Source organism: Agrobacterium sp. FDAARGOS_525, from assembly GCF_003938925.1.
Taxonomy (GTDB): domain Bacteria; phylum Pseudomonadota; class Alphaproteobacteria; order Rhizobiales; family Rhizobiaceae; genus Agrobacterium; species Agrobacterium pusense.
This window is the reverse complement of record NZ_RKIU01000004.1, coordinates 100,332-114,750: the sequence shown is the minus strand read 5'-3', so window position 1 is coordinate 114,750 and position 14,419 is coordinate 100,332. Positions and strand designations below refer to the sequence as shown.

The window sequence follows — 14,419 nt, the reverse complement described above, 5'->3', positions numbered from 1 at the left end:
CTTAAGATCAAAAGTCATCTTCAGATGGAGAATTTGTGAACGGGCGTGCCGGCGACCGGGGCATCGAATGCAACAACCGTACCTGCTGTGGTTATTCCGTCCGTCTCGGTGACGAGACTTGTAAGGTAGATCGTCTTGAGGGCGGGACCGCCGAAACAGGGCATGGTCGGCCCCTTGAACGGCAGCCTGTAGACCTCGAACAATTCGCCGTCCGGTGAAAAGCGGTTGAGACGTCCCGCCTGAACGCCGGCGCTCCAGTAACAGCCTTCGCAATCGGTCGCCGCACCGTCCGGCCTGCCTTCATCCGGCGCGAAATCGTGCAGACGTTCGGCCGGGCCGATCCTGCCGGTCGCAGCGTCGAAATCGAACGCCTGAAGCATGAGGCCGCTGCTGTCGGAATGGTACATGCGTCTGCCGTCCGGGCTCCAGGCAAGTCCGTTCGAAGTGAACATGTCGCCATCGATGATGCGTTCGATGCCGCCATCCGGGGCAACGCGATAGAGGCGTGCATTGCCCGTCTGTATCGCGGCCTCATCGCGGGTCCCCACCCAGAAATGGCCGTCCGGGCCGACTTTCCCGTCGTTGAGGCGGCTGTCGGGCCGCCCGCCGTCCGGATCGCAGAGAAGATCGAGCTTGCCGCTCGCGGGATTAAGAAGATGCACGCCGGTCCTGAGGCCCGCCACTATCAAGCCATTGTCGCAAAGGCCGAGACAGCCGACCTGGGCGGGCATGTCGTATCTGTCGAGTTTTCCGCCGGGATGCAGGCGGAAAATGGCGGGCGCGAGAATATCGACGAACCACAGATCGCCGGTTCGCTCGTCCCAGGCAGGCGATTCGCCGACCTTCAACGGGGTATCGATCAAGGAACGGAGCTTCGGTTCTATGATATGCGGCTGGCTCACTGGTTCCTCTCCCTCATCCGCCCTTTATGATTCTATTTTCGACAGTGCAGGATGCGGCCTAACTGCCAACGCCCTGAAACATGCGGGCGCGCGCCTTCAATATGTGGTCTTTCATCGCGTCATGCGCAGCCTGCTCCCGTCGCGCAAAAATCGCTTCCACGATTGCCGTGTGCTCGTTCTGGACTTCGCGCACATGCTGCGGCGTCCGCTTGAGGCTGAGGCTGCGTGTCACCGACTGGCCGATTGCGAAATGCGGCTTGAACCAGATCCGCACCGTGATGTGGAACTGGTTGTGGCTCGCCTTCGCGATGGCTTCGTGCAGGGCGAAATCTTCCTCAGCACCGAGATCGTTGCGCTCGAGACATTGTTCCAGCGCGGCAATCGCCTGCTCGATCCGCACCCTGTCAGCGGCCTGCCAGTTGCGCGCCGCAAGCTCAGCCGCGGAAGCCTCCAATCCGGCCCTGAACTCAAAAAAACGCTGCACGTCGGCCAGCGAGCCGACCGGCACCTGTTGCAACACGGAAGAATCCGGCTGCTGACGTACATAGGAGCCGGATCCCTTTTGCGAAACGATAAGCTCGTCGTTCCGAAGCCGCTCCAGCGCTTCCCGCACAACCGGTCGCGATGCACCGAACAGCGACGCCAGATTCTGTTCCGATGGCAGTCGCTCGTTCACAGGAAACCGCCCGTCCGAAATCATGCCGACGATTTTTTCGTAGATGATGTCGCTCAGCCGAGTTTCGCCTCGAGCGGCGGCAGATGCAGTGTGATTGTCCATCAGCAGCCCTTTCGTTGCAAATCGCTGAAGTTAATGGGTTTCCTGCATTTTAATCGCAACAGAGATACCGGAGTTTTTGTGCGCGAGGGGGCTGTCCTGCCGATTTTTTCTTCAAGCCTGATCCTGAAAGCCGGCCTACAGATAAAAAAGATGTAAAAATCTGTCAATACTTGTAATCATCTGAAAACGCCCATATGGTCTGCCCCTGCCGATGGAGGATCGGCTTGCTGGCTGGCCGGGAGGGCCGTCGCGGTTCGGTGAAAGCCGTCTCGCTGCCGGTGATTTTTTGGGAGGATTGTCGATGCGCGATGGCGAAGCATTTTCACTGGGCGTAACGCGCCGAACCTTTATGGCGGGTGTTGGCGGCGTGGCCGCACTTTCCGTCATGGGAGCCTCGGCGCGGGCTGCTGCCGGCAAGCAGGCGCCGGAACTGGAGGCGCTGGTAAAGGACGGCAAATTGCCGCCCTTGGCCGAACGCCTGCCGAAAAATCCGATGGTGGTGACGCCGCACGAGAAAATCGGCACCTATGGCGGCACATTGCGCCGTGGCCTGCGCGGTTCGTCGGACCATAACGGCATCCTGCGCATGGTCGGCAATCAGGGCCTTGTTCGCTGGAACATGGATTTCACCGAGGTTCTGCCGAACCTTGCGGTGAAATGGGAGGTCAACGACGATGCCTCGCAATTCACCTTCCATTTGCTGGAGGGCGCAAAATGGTCGGACGGCCACCCCTTCACCGCAGATGACGTGGTGTTCGCCATCGAGGACTGCATCAAGAACAAGGAGCTTTACAGTGCCACGCCGGCGCAGCTTTCCGTGGCCGGCAAGGCGGTCGATGTCGAAAAAGTCGACGATTTCACGGTAAAGTTCAAATTCGCCGCGCCGAATGCGCTTTATCTCGAAAACCTCGCCACGCCGCTCGGCCAGCATCCGACGCTGTTTCCCAAACACTATTGCAGCAAGTTCCTGCCGAAATACAACGCGGCGCTCGATGCCGATGTGAAGGCGGCGGGCGTCTCCAGCTGGACCGAACTGTTCCGCGCCAAATGCGGGGATATCGAAATTCCCTCCCGCTGGTCGAATGTCGACAAGCCGACGCTTGATCCATGGGTGGTGAAGGAGCCTTACTCCGGCGGTGCGACACGGGTGGTCATGACCCGCAACCCATACTTCTGGCAGGTGGATACCGAAGGTAACCAGTTACCCTATATCGACGAAATCAATTTCGGCATTTCGCAGGATGTGGAATCGCTGATGCTGAACGTCATTTCCGGCAAGATCGACATTCAGGAGCGCCATATCAGCGTTCTCGCCAACAAGCCGACCCTGTCGCAGAACATGAAAAAGGGTGACTACCGCCTGCTGACTTTGGTGCCGTCTGCCGCGCAGCAGTGCCAGATTTACCTGAACATCACCCACAAAGACCCGGCAATGCGCAAGATGTTTGCAGACAAGTCTTTCCGTCAGGCATTGTCCATTGCGCTCAACCGGCAGGAAATCATCGACATCGTTTATTTCGGCCAAAGCGAAGGGTATCAGGCCGGGCCACGTCCGACACATCCCTGGTACAACGAAAAGCTGGCGCGGCAATTCACCGAATATGACGCCGACAAGGCGAACGCGCTTCTCGACAGGGCCGGTTACGACAAGAAGAACGGCAACGGCATGCGGCTTCGTCCCGACGGCCAGCCGATCTTCTTCTCCATCGATGTTATCCCGACGCTCTATCCCGATCTGGTCGATGCGCTGGAGCTGGTGAAGGCGCAATGGGCGCAGATCGGCGTCGACATCAAGGTCAATACCATCGAACGCGCGCTCTATTATACACGCGGCGATGACAACGCCCATGATGCGGCCGTCTGGCCCGGTCCCGGCGGTCTCGATCCGATGCTCGACCCGCGCGATTTCTTCGCCTTCCACCCGCAGGGGTCGCGTTACGCCATTCCGTGGGCGCTCTGGTATACATCCAATGGCCAGAAGGGCGAGGAGCCGCCAGAAAGCCAGAAAAAGCGCTTCAAGCTTTTCGATGAGGCGCGCTCCACGGCCGACCTTGCCAAGCGCGGCGAGAAGATGAAGCAGATCTTCGACATTGCGGCGGAAGAGTTCGAAACGATCGGCCTCTGCCTTGCGGTGGGCGGTTTCGGCATCATCCGCAACAATCTGCGCAACGTGCCGGAAACGGAACCCGACAGCTGGACCTGGCCCAATCCCGGCCCGGCGCTGCCGCAACAGTTCACCTTCACAAGCTGATAACGCCACATGGGCGTCGCTGCCGCAACGCGGCGACGCCTCTCAGGTTGTTTCGACCACCCACAGCCCGTCTCCTGAGTGGAAGGCGGTGCGTGCGGCACAATGTGATTGCGAGAACGACATGCTGCTTTTCATCGTAAAACGCCTGCTGTGGATGATACCGTCCCTGTTTGCCGTCAGTTTCCTTGCCTTTGTCCTGATCCAGCTGCCGCCCGGCGACTATGTGACGACCTATATCGCCACACTGGCCGCCTCCAACGAGGTCATCGACCACAATACGGCGGCGCAGCTGCGCGAACGTTTCGGCCTCGATGACCCGATGATAGTGCAATATCTGAAATGGATATGGGGCATCGTCAGTCGCGGCGATTTCGGCATTTCGTTCGAGTGGCAACAGCCGGTTTCAGGCCTCATCTGGGAGCGCATGGCGCTGACGCTGGTTCTGGCCATCGCAAGCCTTCTTGCAACCTGGGCCATCGCGCTTCCCATCGGCGTCTTCTCCGCCGTGCGCAAATATTCGATAGGCGACTATCTCTTCACTGCCTTTTCTTTTTTCGGCCTTTCCATACCCTCGTTCCTGCTGGCGCTGGTGCTGATGTATGTCGCGGCGGTAGAGTTCGGGGCCGATGTCGGCGGGCTGTTTTCCGCGGAATATGAGACCGCCTCGTGGAGCATCGCCAAGATGATGGACCTGATGGCCCATATCTGGCTGCCGGTCGCCATCCTTGCCGTGTCTTCCACCGCAAGCCTCATCCGCGTCATGCGCGCCAATATGCTGGATGAATTGCCCAAGCCCTATGTGACCACCGCGCGGGCGAAGGGATTGTCCGAGTTCAAGCTGCTGACGAAATATCCGCTCAGAATTGCGCTCAATCCCTTCATCTCTACCATCGCATGGCTGCTGCCCAATCTCATTTCGGGCTCCGTGGTTGTCGCCATCGTGCTCAATCTGCCGACGGCCGCGCCGCTGCTTTTGCAGTCGCTGATGGCGCAGGACATGTATCTCGCCGGCGCTTTCGTGCTGCTGATCTGCGCGCTGACGCTGATCGGTTCGCTGATCAGCGACATCCTGCTTGCGCTGGTCGATCCGCGCATCCGGCTCGAATAGGAGGGCGCCATGAGCGATATCACCATGACCACCAATGCCCGGCAGGACCGCGCCGCCGTCGCTTCGCAGTGGCAGCTCATCTGGTGGGCGTTCAAACGCCACAAGCTGGCCATGGCCGCCCTGTTCATCACCATCGCCATGTATATCGTCGCGCTGGTGCCGGGCTTCTTCGCCATCAACGATCCGGTGCTTCAGAATGCCCGCGCCACCTTCCATCCGCCGCAGCGCGTCCACTTCATCGATACGACCGAGGGTTTCTCGCTCGGGCTGCACTATTATCCGCTGAAGCTGACCCGCAATCCGGAGACGCTTGCGGCGGTCTTCGTCGAGGATACGGCGAAGAAAATTCCGGTTCAGCTTTTCGGTCGCGGTTACGAATATTCCGTGTTCGGCCTGTTCACCACGGACCTCCATCTGCTGGCGTCCACCGATAAAACGCGGCCGCTCTTCCTCTTCGGCGCGGATCGTCTCGGCCGCGATGTCTTCAGTCGCGTTGTGCAGGGCGCGCAGGTCTCCCTGTCCATCGGTCTTGTCGGCGTGTTCTTCTCGCTGCTGCTCGGCGTCGTTCTCGGTGGCATATCCGGTTATTACGGCGGCCGCATCGATTTCGTCATGCAGCGTGTGATCGACTTCGTGCTGTCGCTCCCCACCATTCCCATCTGGCTGGCGCTGGCCGCCGCCCTGCCGCAGGGCTGGCCTGCCACGCTGCAATATATGATGATCACCATCATCCTGTCCCTGACCGGTTGGGCGCAGCTCGCCCGTGTCGTGCGCGGCCGGTTCCTGTCGCTCAGGACCGAAGAGTTCGTGGCCGCGGCCCGGCTGGATGGCGTGCCGGAAGGGCGCATCATCTTCCGCCATATGCTGCCGAGCTTTTCGAGCCATATCATCGCTTCGGTCACGCTTGCGGTTCCGGCGATGATCCTTGCGGAAACATCGCTGTCCTTCCTCGGTCTAGGTCTGCAGCCGCCGACGATTTCCTGGGGCGTTTTGCTTCGCGAGGCGCAGAATATCCGCTCGATTGCAACCGCACCCTGGCTGTTCCTGCCCGGTGTGGCTGTCGTTATTGCCGTCATGGCTCTCAATCTGCTCGGCGACGGCCTGCGCGACGCAGCCGACCCCTATAACAAGTGAGGCCCCGGATGAGCGACATTCTTTCCATGAAGCCAGCCAAACCGCTGCTTGAAGTCCGCAATCTGGTCACTGAATTTCCGGTCAGAAACGGCGTTTTCCGGGCCGTCAACGATCTGTCTTTCTCAATCGATCCCGGCAAGACCCTCTGCGTCGTTGGCGAAAGCGGATCCGGCAAATCCGTCACCGCCCGCTCCATCCTGCAGATCATCGACAGTCCCGGTCGCATTGCGTCCGGGTCGATCATCCTCAACCGCGCCGACGGCACCTCTCTGGATCTGGCAAAGCTCGATCCGCGCAGCCGTGCCATCCGCTCGGTGCGCGGCGCTGATATCGCGATGATCTTTCAGGAGCCGATGTCGTCGCTTTCACCCGTACATACCGTTGGTGACCAGATCACCGAGGTCCTGCGGCTGCATCTCAAGATGAGCAAGGCTGAGGCGCGCGCCGAGGCCATCGAACTGTTGCGGCAGGTGGAGATCCCCAACCCCGAAAAGGCGCTGGATCGCTACGCCTTCCAATATTCGGGCGGCATGCGCCAGCGTGCGATGATCGCCATGGCGCTGGCCTGCAAACCGCAGCTTCTGATCGCCGACGAACCGACGACGGCGCTCGATGTGACGACACAGGCCGAAATCCTCGACCTGATATCGCGGCTGCAAAAGGCGCATGGCATGGCGGTGCTGTTCATCACACACGATATGGGTGTGGTGGCGCAGATTGCCGACGACGTGCTGGTCATGCACCATGGGGTCGCCAAGGAATATGGAACCGTGGATGAGATATTCCACAATCCGCAGGACCCCTATACCCGCATGTTGATCGGCTCCGTGCTGAAGCTGGAGCAGAAGGCTGAAATCCGGCTCGCGCGACCTCCGCTCGATCTCACGGCCGCGCCGGTGCTGGAAGTGAATGACCTTTCCATGCATTTCGGCGAGATGAAGGCGCTGGACGGCGTGTCGATCAAGCTATTGCCGGGAGAGACGCTCGGCATCGTCGGCGAAAGCGGTTCCGGCAAGACCACGATGGGCCGCTCCATCATGCGCCTTTACGATCCAACCGGCGGCGCGATGCTCTATCGCCGGGCAGATGGCAGCGTGGTCGATCTGGCCAGGATAGAAGGCGCCGAGCTGAAAGCCGCACGGCGTGAGCTGCGCATGGTTTTCCAGGACCCGTTCGGCTCGCTCAATCCGCGCATGACCGTGGCGCAGGTCATCGGCGAGCCCCTGCTGGTCAACGGCATTGCCAGGGGCAGGGAGTTGGATGAGCGTGTCTGCGCCCTGATGGAGCAGGTGGGTCTCGATCCGGCCGGACGTGAACGTTACCCGCACGCCTTTTCCGGCGGCCAGCGCCAGCGCATCGGCATCGCCCGCGCCATAACCCTGAAGCCGCGTATCATCGTGGCGGATGAGGCGACCTCGGCGCTCGATGTTTCGGTGCGGTTCCAGGTGCTGGATCTTTTGATGCGGCTGCAGGACGAGCTGGGGCTCGCCTATATCTTCATCAGTCATGATATCGGCGTCATCCGCTATATGTGCGACCGCGTAGGCGTGATGTATCGCGGCAAGCTGGTGGAAGTGGGAGACGCCGAAAAGGTCTGCAACGCGCCGGATCATCCCTATACGCAGGCGCTTCTTTCCGCCATTCCGCGCCCGGACCCACGCGACCGGGACCGTACCCGCAGATTCCGCTACGTCGAACCATCCGAAGTCAAGAACGGGGCCGTCGCGCGATGATGCCGGGCCTCGCACGCTGCAATTCATGAGGAAGACTGAAGCATGAAAATCGATCGCATGCGGGTATTCGTCACCCGCGACAAGGACCGCCCCCGTGTCATCGTCGCTCTCGATACCGATGACGGTTTGACCGGCTGGGGTGAATGTTACAATCACGGCCCCGATCTCGCCCTGCCGCCGGTGCTGGATTACCTCTACGGATTCCTCGCCGGTCAGGATCCGACACGGGTGGAGTATCTCTATAATCTCCTGCTCCAGCAGAACCGCTTTCCGCCTGGAGCGCTCGGTCTGTCGGCGATCTCGGCGCTCGATCATTGCCTCTGGGACCTAGCGGCCAAGGCGGCGGGCGTGCCGGTCTACAAGCTGCTGGGCGGCGAAGTGCGCGACCGTATCAAGGTCTATGCCGGTGTCTACACCGCTCCGGATGCGCCGGCGGCAAAGGAGGAATTCGACCGTCTCAACGAGGATTGGGGCTTCACGGCCTTCAAGCTCAGCCCGTGGCGCCTCGATATCCACGCCCATCGCTGGGGTGAGGTGGTGCGCAGTTCCGCCGAGTATTTCCGTTCGCTTCGCGAAGCGGTGCGGCCGGACTACGACATCGCCTTTGACGCCCATGCCAAGATTTTCGAGCCAGCGGCCGCCCGCCAGCTTGGCAATGCGCTTGCCCCTTACGATCCGCTGTTCTTCGAAGAGCCTTTGCGCCCGGAAAACATCGAGATATGGGGAGACCTGAAACAGGGGCTGAACTGCACGTTGGCAACGGGTGAAAGCCTTTATAATCGCTATGAGTTCCTGCGTCTTCTTCAGGTAAAGGGTGCGGATATCATCCAGCCCGATATCTGCGTCGTCGGCGGCATTTCGGAGATGCGCCGCATCGCCACGCTCGCGGAAGCCCACTTCGTCAGCATCGCGCCGCATAACCCGATGGGACCGCTCGCCACCGCCGTCAACGTGCATTTTTCCGCTGCCCAGCAGAATTTCCGGATTCTCGAATACCGGCTGCCGAAAGGGCAATGCTACGTCTATGGCGGCACCGATCTCGAAAAACGCGAGGACGAAACCCGCTATGTCGTCGACCCCTATCTGCCGAAGGACGGATATCTGGAGCTGAGGCCCGACCGCCCGGGCTGGGGTGTCGAGATGGATGAAAAAGCCATGCAGGAAGATGGCTATGTTCATTGGCAAAGACGGGTGCCGAAACGGCCTGACGGCTCCTATGCCTTCGCCTGAAACGGTTACGATTGCCTGCGGGCGGCTCTATGCCCGCCTGTGCCCTGCCTGGGGTGGCAGGATGACCCATCTGTGGCACGCGGACTACGGCGATATTCTGGTGCCGATAACGGAGCAGGATTTCGAGCCGTTCAACTGGCCGAGGGCCGGCGCATACCCGCTGTTTCCCTATCACAACCGGCTCTATCGCGGGTCCTTCGTCCATACGGGTATCCGCCATGACCTGCTGCCGCATCCGGCGCTTGCGCCTGACGCCATGCATGGCCCGGCTCACCGCCGGCCGTGGGCGATTTCGGACCTGTCTTCGGATCGTGTCGCATTGGCACTGGACTACGAGGCTGACGGAGAGTGGCCGCTTTCCTTCCGCGCCGAGCAGTCTTTCCTGCTGGAAGACGACAGGATGACCGTGGAATTGTCGATAACGAATCGCGCGAACCTGCCTGCGCCGGTGTCGCTGGGCTGGCATCCCTATCTGGCGGCCGGGCTCGGTTGCGATGCGCGGACGGACGCCAAGCTGCAATATCCGCTGGACGCGCAGAACGTGCCAACCGGCCAGCCGCCGGCACCTCGCCCGAAACCCGCCATTCCCGCCGCAGCGGGATACACATTGCATTTCACCGATTGGTCGAGCGCGCAGGTCGACTTCGACAGGTTTTCACTGCGGCTCGAAGCCGATGCGGTTTTCGGCCATCTCGCCGTACACCGCATGGAACGTTATCTCTGTCTTGAGCCCGTTTCCATGGCCGCCGGAGCGCTTGGCCTGCCCCAGGCGCAGCGAGAAGGGCAGGGTCTGATGACGGTTGGCCCCGGCGAGCGCCTGTCGGGGCGCATCAGGCTCTCCATCGATCTTCAGGAGGGGCGGGTGCGTCTATAGCGCCCAATCGCCCAGCGCCCGTCGTTCACCTTCAAAAACGCCACATGCCCATATTTTGAGCGTCAGTTATTGCCGCTTAAAAATAAGCTTGACGACGGCGAAAATTTCTCACCAAATGAACCAATGTAAGATTGGTTCGGTAAATGGTGCGACGTGACGGTGAACCCCAACGACAACTCCAACTACGCGCTTGCGAAGTTGCGGGAGTACGTTCAGACGCAGGATCTTGCGAAAGACCGTCGCCTGCCCACGGAGCGGGCCTTCGCGGAAACCTTCAATGTCGGCCGTCGTGCGGTTCGTCGCGCACTTGAGGTTCTGGAAGCCGAAGGCCTCATATGGCGGCGGCAGGGGGCCGGAACCTTTGTGGGTGAAAAACCGGATGATTGGTCCGCTCAGGTCACGGAACTGGTCGCCGGGACGGATTTCATGGAAATCATGGAAGTGCGCCTGCGCATCGAGCCGCAGCTGGCGCAGCTCGCGGCCATGCGCGCCAAGCCGGACGAGGTGGAGCGTATGCGCGCCCTTGTCGAAAAGACCGGCCAGAGCACGGATGCCGATGCCAAGGAATTATGGGATGGCTCACTCCATCGCCAGATTGCCCAGAGCGCTGGCAACAAACTTTTCCTGTCCATCTTCGATGTCATCAACCGCGTGCGTCAGGATGATGCCTGGCAGTCGATACGGGAGCTTGCCCGGCGCAGCGGCGCAAACGGCAGGGCGTCTTTCGAACAGCATATGGCCATTGTCGACGCCATCGCCGACCGTGATCCCGCCAGAGCCGGTGAAGCCATGCGTCAGCATCTTCTCATGCATCAGGAAAGGCTGATCCGCGCCACGTCTCTCGGCTTCCTGGAGGAAGGCGTCGGGAAGGGCAATGCGGCCGAAGCTGTTAGTTCTATGACTGAGGCCTCTTGAGGCCACGGATGATAACTGCCGCCCCTCACGGGGCGGCCAATGACAAAAAGTCAAAATAACCTGACCAGAGGAACGAACATGAAGAAAATCCAGACATTGACTGCGGCGCTGTTGGCAAGCGTATTTCTGGCCTCGCCGGCGCTATCGTCCGAATTGCGCATCGGCCTTAATGACGATGCCGATGTGCTCGACCCCGCGCAATCGCGCACCTTTGTCGGCCGCATCGTTTACACCGCCATGTGCGACAAGCTGGTTGATATCTCGCAGGACATGAAGATCGTGCCGCAGCTTGCCACCGAATGGGCCTGGTCCGAAGGCGGCAAGGTTCTGACCATGAAAATCCGCGATGGCGTCAAGTTCCACGATGGCGAAACACTTGATGCGGCGGCGGTTGTCGCCACCATCGAGCGCAACATGACGCTGCCGGAATCTCGCCGCAAGAGCGAGTTGTCGTCTGTCGAGAAAGTCGAGGCGACCGGGCCGCTGGAAGTCAAATTCACCCTGAAGACGCCCGACGTTACCCTGCTGGCACAGCTTTCCGACCGCGCCGGCATGATCGTCGCACCGAAAGCGGCGAAGGAATTGGGCGCTAATTTCGGTTCCAAGCCAGTCTGCGCCGGACCGTTCAAATTTGTCGAGCGCATCCAGCAGGATCGCATCGTACTCGAAAAATTTGCTGACTATTGGGACAAAGACAAAATCCTCGTCGACAAGGTCGTCTATCTGCCGATCCCCGACACCACGGTGAAGCTTGCGAATCTTCGTGCCGGCGATCTCGATATCGCCGAGCGCATTTCGGCTTCCGATGCGGAATCCGTCAAGAGTGACCCCAAATTGAACTATGCCGATGTCATCGGACCGGGCTACATGGCCATGTATGTCAACATCAACAATGGGGCACGCGCTGACAATCCGCTCGGCAAGGACAAGCGCCTGCGTCAGGCCTTTTCCTACGCGATCGATCGCGAAGCGATCGGCCAGATTGTTTTTGAAGGCACCTCCAAGGCCGGCAATCAGGCATATCCGCCCACAAGCCCCTGGTTCAACCAGAACCTGCCGGTTCCGCCGCGTGATATCGACAAGGCCAAGCAGTTGATGAAGGAGGCGGGTTACGAGACGCTGGACGTCGAGCTTCAGCACGCCAACAACACAACGCAGACGCAGATGATGCAGGTCATCCAGTCCATGGTGGCGGAGGCCGGCTTCAACGTCACTCTGAAGGCCACGGAATTTGCCACGCTTCTTTCCGAACAGACCGCCGGCAATTATCAGCTCAGCCGCTCCGACTGGTCGGGACGTATCGATCCCGATGGCAACCTGCACCAGTTCGTCACCTGCAAGGGCGGCATCAACGATGTGAAATATTGCAATCCTGAAGTGGACAAGCTGCTGAACGAGGCCCGCGCTTCGACCGACGACGCGGTGCGCAAGGAAAAATACGACGCCGCAAGCGTCATCCTCAACGATGACATGCCGATCATCTATCTCGGCCACCAGCCTTATGCCTATGCCGTCTCCAAAAAGGTCAAGGGCTGGGCGCCGTCGCCTGACGGCATGATCCGCCTTCTCGGCGTTTCCAAGGACTGACCACTTCGTATAGGCCGCGCGGCTTGCCGTGCGGCCGCCAAGACCGGACCAAAACGGGGGCAATGCCATGCCTGTTTATATCGGCAAGCGACTGCTGGTCGCGATCCCGACGCTTCTGATCATTTCCATCTTCGTTTTCTCCCTGCAGAAACTCTTGCCGGGCGATCCCATCCTGGCGATGGCTGGCGAGGAGCGCGATCCCGCGACAATTGAGTTTCTGCGCGAGAAATACCGTCTTAACGACCCGGTTCCACTCCAGTACGTCAACTGGCTGGGCGGCGTGGTAACCGGCGATTTCGGCATTTCGCTACGCACGAACCAGCCGGTTCTGGAACTGATTGCCCAGAAGCTGCCGGTAACCATTCAGCTGGCTGTCATGGCGATGTTTTTTGCCATGATCATCGGCATTCCCATCGGCATTCTGGCCGCCGTCAAGAAGAATACGTGGATTGACTACACGGCTAATATCGTGGCGCTCTCCGGCCTGTCCATCCCGAATTTCTGGCTCGGCATCATGCTCATTCTGCTGGTGTCGGTGAAACTCGGCTGGCTGCCGGCATCGGGTTACGAATCGATCTTCGTAGACCCTGTCCGCTCCATCGAAACCATGATCATGCCCGCCTTCGTGCTGGGCAATGCACTGGCGGCGACGCTGATGCGCCATACACGTTCGGCGATGGTGGCGGTGTTGAGCTCCGATTACATCCGCACCGCCCGCGCCAAGGGGCTTTCCCCGCGCGAAATCATCCTGTCTCACAGTTTCCGCAACGCGCTTCTGCCCGTTATCACGCTCTTGGCGCTGCTCTTCGGCGAACTGCTGGCCGGTGCGGTTCTGACGGAGCAGATTTTCACCATTCCCGGTTTCGGCAAGATGACGGTCGACGCGGTGTTCACGCGTGACTATGCCGTCGTGCAGGGCATCGTGCTCTGCACCGCCGTCGGTTTCATCCTCATGAACCTGCTGGCCGACATTGCCTATGTCCTGCTCAACCCCCGCCTCAGGGCGACAATCTAAGGCCCTGATATCATGACCGTTCTGGATCAAAACCTTTCGATACCGGCGACGCGGCAGGAAAGCCGCGCCTGGAAAAAAATGAAGCGCAACAAGTCGGCGCTCGCCGGCTTGATCATCGTCGTGTTTTTCGCCGTGCTGGCGATTGCCGCGCCGATACTGCCGATTGCCGATCCGGTTGCGACCAGCTGGTCGGCCATCCGCAAGGCGCCGTCGGCGGCCCACTGGCTCGGCACGGATGATCTCGGCCGCGATATTCTCTCGCGCATGATTTATGGCGCCCGCGCTTCGCTGATGGCCGGCGTCGTCTCCGTCATGATCGCCGTGGTAATCGGCGTCCCCTTCGGGTTGATCTCCGGCTATTTCGGCGGCTGGGTGGATATGGTCATCTCCCGCATTACCGAAGCGCTGCTCGCCATGCCGTTCCTGATCATGGCGATCGCGCTTGCCGCCTTTCTCGGCCCGAGCCTTACCAATGCGATGATCGCCATCGGCCTCTCCGCCATGCCGATCTTCGTGCGGCTGACGCGCGGGCAGGTGCTGGCCGTCAAGATGGAGGATTATGTCGAGGGTGCAAGGTCTATCGGCCTCAACCACATCGACATCATGACCCGCTACATCCTGCCGAATGTCTTTGCCCCCATCATCGTGCAGGCGACGCTAACGGTCGCGACCGCCATCATCGCGGAGGCGAGCCTTTCCTTCCTCGGACTTGGCCAGCAGGCGCCCGCGCCTTCCTGGGGTTCGATGCTCAACACCGCCAAGAACTTCTTGAGCCAGGCGCCATGGATGACGATGTGGCCCGGTATCGCCATCTTCCTCGTCGTCATCGGTTTCAATCTTCTGGGCGATGGCCTGCGCGATGCGCTCGATCCGCGCGAAGCATGATTTTTTA

General features: G+C 60.2%; 12 protein-coding genes. 10 read left to right on the top strand and 2 right to left on the bottom strand.

Features of this window, described 5'->3' with window-relative positions:
• Nucleotides 1–20: 20 nt before the first annotated feature.
• Together EGT36_RS17090 and EGT36_RS17085 are read right to left on the bottom strand one after the other, a co-directional pair.
• On the bottom strand, nt 21–902 hold the full coding sequence (locus tag EGT36_RS17090) for an SMP-30/gluconolactonase/LRE family protein (protein ID WP_125270660.1): 882 nt from the start codon (nt 900–902) through the stop codon (nt 21–23).
• A gap of 58 nt (nt 903–960) precedes the next feature.
• A complete protein-coding gene (locus EGT36_RS17085; RefSeq protein ID WP_003521683.1) occupies nt 961–1,680 on the bottom strand; it encodes a FadR/GntR family transcriptional regulator in 720 nt (239 codons plus the stop codon).
• A gap of 301 nt (nt 1,681–1,981) precedes the next feature.
• Here EGT36_RS17085 and EGT36_RS17080 point away from each other — a divergent pair, with 301 nt between their 5' ends.
• From EGT36_RS17080 to EGT36_RS17035, 10 genes are all read left to right on the top strand, one after another.
• A complete protein-coding gene (locus EGT36_RS17080) occupies nt 1,982–3,931 on the top strand; it encodes an ABC transporter substrate-binding protein (RefSeq protein WP_125270659.1) in 1,950 nt (649 codons plus the stop codon).
• Nucleotides 3,932–4,052: 121 nt separating this feature from the next.
• A complete protein-coding gene (locus EGT36_RS17075; RefSeq protein ID WP_003521681.1) occupies nt 4,053–5,039 on the top strand; it encodes an ABC transporter permease in 987 nt (328 codons plus the stop codon).
• Nucleotides 5,040–5,048: 9 nt separating this feature from the next.
• Nucleotides 5,049–6,173 carry an ABC transporter permease gene (locus EGT36_RS17070; RefSeq protein ID WP_004444561.1) on the top strand — a complete coding sequence of 375 codons (1,125 nt, stop codon included), beginning with the start codon at nt 5,049–5,051 and terminating at the stop codon, nt 6,171–6,173.
• 8 nt (nt 6,174–6,181) lie between these two features.
• Nucleotides 6,182–7,906 (top strand): ABC transporter ATP-binding protein, encoded by a 1,725-nt coding sequence (locus EGT36_RS17065; protein WP_172965661.1) that lies wholly within the window; start codon nt 6,182–6,184, stop codon nt 7,904–7,906.
• Between the two features lie 42 nt (nt 7,907–7,948).
• Nucleotides 7,949–9,136, top strand: coding sequence for a galactarate dehydratase (locus EGT36_RS17060; RefSeq protein ID WP_125270658.1), 1,188 nt, complete (start codon nt 7,949–7,951; stop codon nt 9,134–9,136).
• Entirely contained in the window at nt 9,123–10,010 is an 888-nt protein-coding gene (locus tag EGT36_RS17055; RefSeq protein ID WP_125270657.1) for an aldose epimerase family protein, read from the top strand. The genes EGT36_RS17060 and EGT36_RS17055 overlap by 14 nt, the downstream gene beginning before the upstream one ends.
• A 153-nt stretch (nt 10,011–10,163) precedes the next feature.
• A complete protein-coding gene (locus EGT36_RS17050) occupies nt 10,164–10,925 on the top strand; it encodes a FadR/GntR family transcriptional regulator (protein ID WP_034497871.1) in 762 nt (253 codons plus the stop codon).
• A 78-nt stretch (nt 10,926–11,003) separates the two neighbouring features.
• On the top strand, nt 11,004–12,512 hold the full coding sequence (locus EGT36_RS17045) for an ABC transporter substrate-binding protein (protein WP_125270656.1): 1,509 nt from the start codon (nt 11,004–11,006) through the stop codon (nt 12,510–12,512).
• Nucleotides 12,513–12,579: 67 nt separating this feature from the next.
• Complete coding sequence (locus tag EGT36_RS17040) at nt 12,580–13,527, top strand: ABC transporter permease (protein WP_125270655.1); 948 nt, start codon at nt 12,580–12,582, stop codon at nt 13,525–13,527.
• Between the two features lie 12 nt (nt 13,528–13,539).
• Complete coding sequence (locus EGT36_RS17035; protein ID WP_162699385.1) at nt 13,540–14,412, top strand: ABC transporter permease; 873 nt, start codon at nt 13,540–13,542, stop codon at nt 14,410–14,412.
• Nucleotides 14,413–14,419: the final 7 nt, after the last annotated feature.

Bases quoted from the DNA above. Each gene is read 5' to 3' on its own strand.
- EGT36_RS17075 (WP_003521681.1), top strand. From the start codon at position 4,053: ATGCTGCTTTTCATCGTAAAACGCCTGCTGTGGATGATACCGTCCCTG.
- EGT36_RS17045 (WP_125270656.1), top strand. From the start codon at position 11,004: ATGAAGAAAATCCAGACATTGACTGCGGCGCTGTTGGCAAGCGTATTT.
- EGT36_RS17035 (WP_162699385.1), top strand. From the start codon at position 13,540: ATGACCGTTCTGGATCAAAACCTTTCGATACCGGCGACGCGGCAGGAA.
- EGT36_RS17040 (WP_125270655.1), top strand. From the start codon at position 12,580: ATGCCTGTTTATATCGGCAAGCGACTGCTGGTCGCGATCCCGACGCTT.
- EGT36_RS17055 (WP_125270657.1), top strand. From the start codon at position 9,123: ATGCCTTCGCCTGAAACGGTTACGATTGCCTGCGGGCGGCTCTATGCC.
- EGT36_RS17065 (WP_172965661.1), top strand. From the start codon at position 6,182: ATGAGCGACATTCTTTCCATGAAGCCAGCCAAACCGCTGCTTGAAGTC.
- EGT36_RS17080 (WP_125270659.1), top strand. From the start codon at position 1,982: ATGCGCGATGGCGAAGCATTTTCACTGGGCGTAACGCGCCGAACCTTT.
- EGT36_RS17085 (WP_003521683.1), bottom strand. From the start codon at position 1,680: ATGGACAATCACACTGCATCTGCCGCCGCTCGAGGCGAAACTCGGCTG.
- EGT36_RS17060 (WP_125270658.1), top strand. From the start codon at position 7,949: ATGAAAATCGATCGCATGCGGGTATTCGTCACCCGCGACAAGGACCGC.
- EGT36_RS17070 (WP_004444561.1), top strand. From the start codon at position 5,049: ATGAGCGATATCACCATGACCACCAATGCCCGGCAGGACCGCGCCGCC.